This is a genomic window from Pseudokineococcus marinus (genome assembly GCF_013004605.1).
Lineage (GTDB): Bacteria > Actinomycetota > Actinomycetes > Actinomycetales > Quadrisphaeraceae > Pseudokineococcus > Pseudokineococcus marinus.
Genome location: NZ_JABEMA010000231.1, coordinates 1 through 4,923, shown reverse-complemented (window position 1 = coordinate 4,923; position 4,923 = coordinate 1). Strand labels below are relative to the sequence as shown.

General features: G+C 77.4%; 6 protein-coding genes. 1 reads left to right on the top strand and 5 read right to left on the bottom strand.

The genetic code is table 11. The features are described 5' to 3' along the window. The 4 genes from HLB09_RS12870 to HLB09_RS17880 all read right to left on the bottom strand — a co-directional run. The coding region (locus tag HLB09_RS12870; RefSeq protein WP_212771031.1) for a TolB family protein at window positions 1–395 on the bottom strand (395 nt) is incomplete at its 3' end. Window positions 396–586: 191 nt separating this feature from the next. Then, window positions 587–2,650: a cytochrome c oxidase assembly protein gene (locus HLB09_RS12865; RefSeq protein WP_171203752.1), complete on the bottom strand. Its 2,064-nt coding sequence runs from the start codon at window positions 2,648–2,650 to the stop codon at window positions 587–589. A gap of 254 nt (window positions 2,651–2,904) precedes the next feature. Beyond that, window positions 2,905–3,708: a nitrilase-related carbon-nitrogen hydrolase gene (locus HLB09_RS12860; RefSeq protein WP_171203751.1), complete on the bottom strand. Its 804-nt coding sequence runs from the start codon at window positions 3,706–3,708 to the stop codon at window positions 2,905–2,907. After that, entirely contained in the window at window positions 3,705–4,079 is a 375-nt protein-coding gene (locus HLB09_RS17880) for a 2-oxo acid dehydrogenase subunit E2 (protein WP_212771030.1), read from the bottom strand. Before HLB09_RS17880 ends, HLB09_RS12860 begins: the two co-directional genes overlap by 4 nt. On the opposite strand from HLB09_RS17880, the gene HLB09_RS17875 reads away from it, so the two are divergent. Then, window positions 4,059–4,652: a DUF4190 domain-containing protein gene (locus HLB09_RS17875; RefSeq protein WP_212771029.1), complete on the top strand. Its 594-nt coding sequence runs from the start codon at window positions 4,059–4,061 to the stop codon at window positions 4,650–4,652. The two genes, HLB09_RS17880 and HLB09_RS17875, sit on opposite strands and share 21 nt — an antisense overlap. Window positions 4,653–4,756: 104 nt before the next feature. Here the strand turns inward: HLB09_RS17875 and HLB09_RS20425 are convergent. Continuing rightward, window positions 4,757–4,923, bottom strand: a 167-nt coding sequence (locus tag HLB09_RS20425) for a DAK2 domain-containing protein (protein WP_171203750.1), incomplete at its 5' end; no start/stop codon positions are given.

The window sequence follows — 4,923 nt, the reverse complement described above, 5'->3', positions numbered from 1 at the left end:
GACCTCCCGCCGCCGCCCGGCTGGCCGGGCTCGGCCGGGGACCCGGGCTGGGGGTCGGGCTGCGGCTTCGCCCCCGCGCGACCGGGCGCCGACGGCTCGGGGCGCTTGGCCGTGAAGAGCAGGTCGCCCTGCGGCGTCCACACCGGCGCGGCCTCGCCGGTGCTCCCGCGGGTCAGGCGACGGCAGGGGCCGCCGTCGAGCGGCGACTCCCACAGGCTCGTCACGTAGCCGGTGCCGTCGCCGTCGAGCCCCGCGACCGCGAGCGCGAGACGGCGTCCGTCCGGGCTCAGGGCGAGGCCGCTCACGCGCGGCTGCGCGACGTAGGCGGAGAGGTCGGCGAGCGGGTCCGCGGCGGGGCGGTCGTCCGTCGCGCGGTCGTGAGGGGACGTCGTCACGGCCCTGTGCTACCACGCGCAGGCCCCGGCGACCGGGCGAGCGTCGGCGCCTCGGCGTCCACGGGGACGGAGAAGGGCTGCGAGGTCCGCGGCACAAGCTCTCGCAGACGGAGAAGGGCTACGAAGTCCGCCGTACGGGGCTCCGGGGACGGAGAAGGGCTACGAAGTCCGGGGAGAGCGCGGCGGGCGGGTCAGCGGCGGGGGGCGCCCTGGCGGTCGCGCTCGGCGAGCATCGCGTTGTAGGCCACCAGCTCGGCGTCGCCGGTGCGGTCGGCGGTGCGGTCGCGGCGGCGCTGCTCGCGCTCGTCGCTGCGGGCCCACTGCACGGCGACGACGACGACGAGCAGGAGGGTGGGGAACTCGCCGATGCCCCAGGCGATGCCGCCGCCGGTGCGCTGGTCGGCGAGCGCGTCGATCCCCCAGCCGGTCGAGGAGAACCAGCTGCCGGCGAGCAGGGTCTCGCTCGAGATGATGGCGATGCCGAAGAAGGCGTGGAACGCCATCGTCGCGAAGAGCAGGACGACGCGGAGCGGGTAGCTCGGCCGGTTCGGTCCCGGGTCGATGCCCACGAGCGCGTTGGCGAAGAGGTACCCCACCCCGAGGAAGTGGACCATCATCAGCTCGTGGCCCACGTGGGTCGACAGCGCGAGCTCGAACAGCGGCGTGTAGTAGAAGACGATGAGGCTGCCCGCGAAGAGCACCGCCGCCACGACGGGGTGGGAGACGACCCGCAGCCAGCGCGACTCGGTGAGGACGACGAGCCACTCCCGGACCCCGCGCGAGCCGTCGCGGCGCTTGGGGATCGAGCGCAGCGCGAGCGTCATCGGCGCCCCGAGGACGAGCAGCACCGGGATGAGCATGCTCAGCACCATGTGCTGGACCATGTGGGCGCTGAAGACCGTGCGGCCGTAGGCGGCCGGGGCCCCGCTCGTCATGTACACGAGGACGACCAGCCCGATGGCGAAGGCGACGGTGCGGCCGACGGACCATCGGTCGCCGCGGCGGCGCAGGCGGGCGACGCCGCGCCCGTAGGCGACGGCGAGCGCCAGGGCGACGGCGATCCACAGCACGTCGGTCTGCCACTGCGTCACGAGGCTGGACGGGCGGAACGGCTCCGGCAGCGCCTCGCCGGTGAGGAGCTCCGCGGGCGTGGGCGCGGGGGGCAGCTCCTGCGGCACGGGCGGCGGGGTCAGCGACAGCGCCGCCGCGACGCCGGACACGGCTCCCAGCAGCACGACCTCGCCGCCGACGAGCCGCCAGAAGGGCCCGCGGGCGCCCGCGCCGGCGGCCGTGCGCGTGTCGATGGCGGCGAGCAGCGAGCGCCGGTGGACCCACCCGGCGAAGCCGAGCAGGACGCTGGCCGTCGCCTTGGCGACGACGAGGAGCCCGTAGCCGGTGCCGAGGAGGTCGGCGAGCCCGGCGACGCGCAGCGAGGCGTTGGCCACGCCCGAGGCCACGACGAGCACGAACCCCACGAGCGCCAGCGAGGAGTAGCGGCGCGCGACCACGGGGAGCTCGGCGCCGGTGCTGCGGGCGACGGCGACGAGCGCCATGAGACCGCCGAACCACACCGCGACGCCGAGGACGTGCAGCCCCCAGGAGGTGACCGCCGTCTCGTGGCCGCTCGTGCCCGTCGAGTGGGCGTTGAGGGCGAGCGGCACGATCGCCAGCGCGCCGAGGGCGGCCGTCCAGCCAGCGCCGGCGGGCGTCCGCACGCCGACGGCCGCGGTGGCGACGAGCGCGACGACGACGGTCGACACGAGGAGCGCCTGCCCCTGGGTGATCTGCGTGGCGACGATCGCGAGCTGGGCGCCGAAGGAAGGGTCGGCGAGCGGCGTCCCCGAGAGGTTGGCGGCCGTGAGGACCAGCACGGCCAGGCTGGCGACCGTCCAGACCCCGGACGCCACCGCCGCCGCCCGGGCCGCCGGGGCCCAGGACGGCGCGCGCGCCGGGACGACGCCGGCCGCGAGGACGAGGCCGCCGAGCGTCATCGCCATCGCCAGGTCGCGCAGCAGGGTCGCCACGGGCAGCCCGTACCGGACGAGCGCGCCGGGGTCGCGCACGAGGTCGGGCGAGGCGGCGCCACCGGTCGCGAGGGCCCAGAGCAGGCCGAGCGCCGTGGCCAGCGGGGTGAGGACGACGACGACGAGCCACCACCGCGGCGGCGAGGACGTGCCCGCCCGCGCGCCCGTGGGGCGGGGCGCACGAGCGCTCCCGCCGTCCCGCTGCGCCGTCGGCGCCGTCCCCGCGCTCACGCAGCAAGGGTAGGCGCCGCCCCGGCGAGCTCTCGGCCGCCTCCGCACCGCGGGCGAGCAGGCGACGACTCGCCCCCTGCGCGGCCCCATCCGGGGCGAACGGGCGACGACTCGCCCTCTGGGCGGCCCCATCCGGGGCGAACAGGCGACGACTCGCCCTCTGCGCGGCCCCATCCGGGGCGAACAGGCGACGACTCGCCCTCTGCGCGGGCCCGTCCGGGGCGAACAGGCGACGACTCGCCGGGGGGGGCGTGTCAGAGGCGGCGGTCGGCGAGCACCGGGAAGGCGGCGCGGGCGGCGTCGACGACGCCGGGGTCGACGTCGACGACGAGGACCTCCTCGGCCTCGCCCGCCTCGGCGAGCACGGCGCCGTCGGGGCCGACGACGGCGCTCGCGCCGGCCATGGGCGTGCGGGCGTGCGTGCCGGCGGTGCCGCAGGCGGCGAGGAGCACCTGGTCCTCCAGCGCGCGGGCCCGCACGAGGAGGCGCCAGTGCTCGGCGCGGGCGGCGGGCCAGGCGGCGGGGACGACGACGAGCCGGGCGCCGCGGTCGACCAGCGCGCGGAACAGCTCGGGGAAGCGCAGGTCGTAGCAGGTCGCCAGGCCGACAGGCAGCCCGGCGGGTGAGCCGGACGAGGGGCCTCCCGGCAGGGGGGCGTCGACGACGACGACCTCCTCCCCCGGCGTCATCACCTCCGACTCCCCGCGCCCGTGCCCGAAGCGGTGCACCTTGCGGTAGCGCGCGAGCAGGGCGCCGTCCGGGCCGAGGAGCAGCGAGGTGTTGTGGAGGGCGTCGCCGTCGCGCTCCACGAGGGAGCCCGCGTGGACGACGGCGCCGCAGGCCCGGGTGGCGTCGGCCATCGCCCGCGCCGTCGGCCCGTCGAGCGCCTCGGCCCGCTCGGCCCACGTCGCGCTGGCGAACCCGCCGTGCGCCCACAGCTCCGGCAGGACGACGAGGTCCGCACCCTCCTGCGCGGCCACCAGCGCGGCGACGCGGTCGCGCCGGGCCGCGACGGGCTCGTCGTCGCCGTAGCCGACCTGGAGCAGGTGGAGCCTCACGACCAGACGACCGCCTGGCTGGGGCGCTCGAGGACGGCGGCGACGTCGGCGAGGAAGCGCCCCGCCTGGGCGCCGTCGACGACCCGGTGGTCCACGGTCAGGCCGAGGGTCGTCGTCCAGCGCGGCCGGACACGGCCCTTGTGCACCCACGGCCGCTGCGCCACGGAGCCGAGCGCGAGGATCCCCGTCTGGCCGGGGTTGAGCAGCGGCGCTCCCGCCTCGATGCCCAGCGACCCGATGTTCGTGATGGTGAACGAGCCGCCGGTCATCGCCTCGGGCGCGGTGCGGCCCTCGCGCGCGGTCGTCGTCAGCTCGCCGAGGGCGCGCGCCAGCTCGAGCAGGTCGAGGGCGTGGGCGTCGCGGGCGACCACCACGACGACCGGCCCGCCGACGACGTCCGCGGGCACGCGCACCGCGGCGGCACCGAGCCGCTGCCCCGGGCCGCGGGCTCCGCGCACGACCAGCGGGGCGACGACCGGCGCGACTACGACCGGGGCTACGAGGAGGGGCGGGCCGCCGTTCTGGGCCCGGGCGCGGGTGCCGGCGCCGCGACCGGCGAGCGCGTCGCGCAGCGCGAGGGCACGCGGTCGCCCAAGCCCGCGAAGACGAGCGCGGCGGCGACCTTCGCCCTCGTCTTCGGCCTGTCGTCGCTGCTGTCGGCCCTGACCCTGCTGCTCACGCCGCTGGCGCTGGTGCTCGGCATCATCGGCCTCGTCCTCGGCGTCGTCGGCATCTCGATGACCAAGCGCGTCGGCGTCACCGGCCGCGGTCTCGCCGTCGGCGGCCTCGTCCTCGCCGTGCTGGGCCTCGTCGCCAGCCTCGTCCTCATCATCGGCATCACGACCGTCCTCAACGACGACCAGGCCGTCCAGCGGCTGCAGGAGCAGGTGCAGCAGCTGCAGAGCCAGCTGCCCGAGGACCTGCAGCCGACGACCGGGAGCTGAGCCGGTCCGCCGAGACGGAGGCTGTGGTCACGACGGGGGGTCGGGCGTGACCGCAGCCTCCATCTCGGCGACGACGGGACGCCTGCGCGGCGTCGTCCCCGGGCTCAGCGACCGGCGGCGAGCAGCTCCTCGACCGCCGAGGCCGAGGGGTCGTCGGCCTCGTCGCCGGTGACGACGGCGGCCCGCAGGAGCATCGCCATGGCGACGGCGCCCGGGTCGGGGGTGCCGACGACGCGGTCGCCGAGGTAGGCGGCCCGGCCGCGGCGGGCCC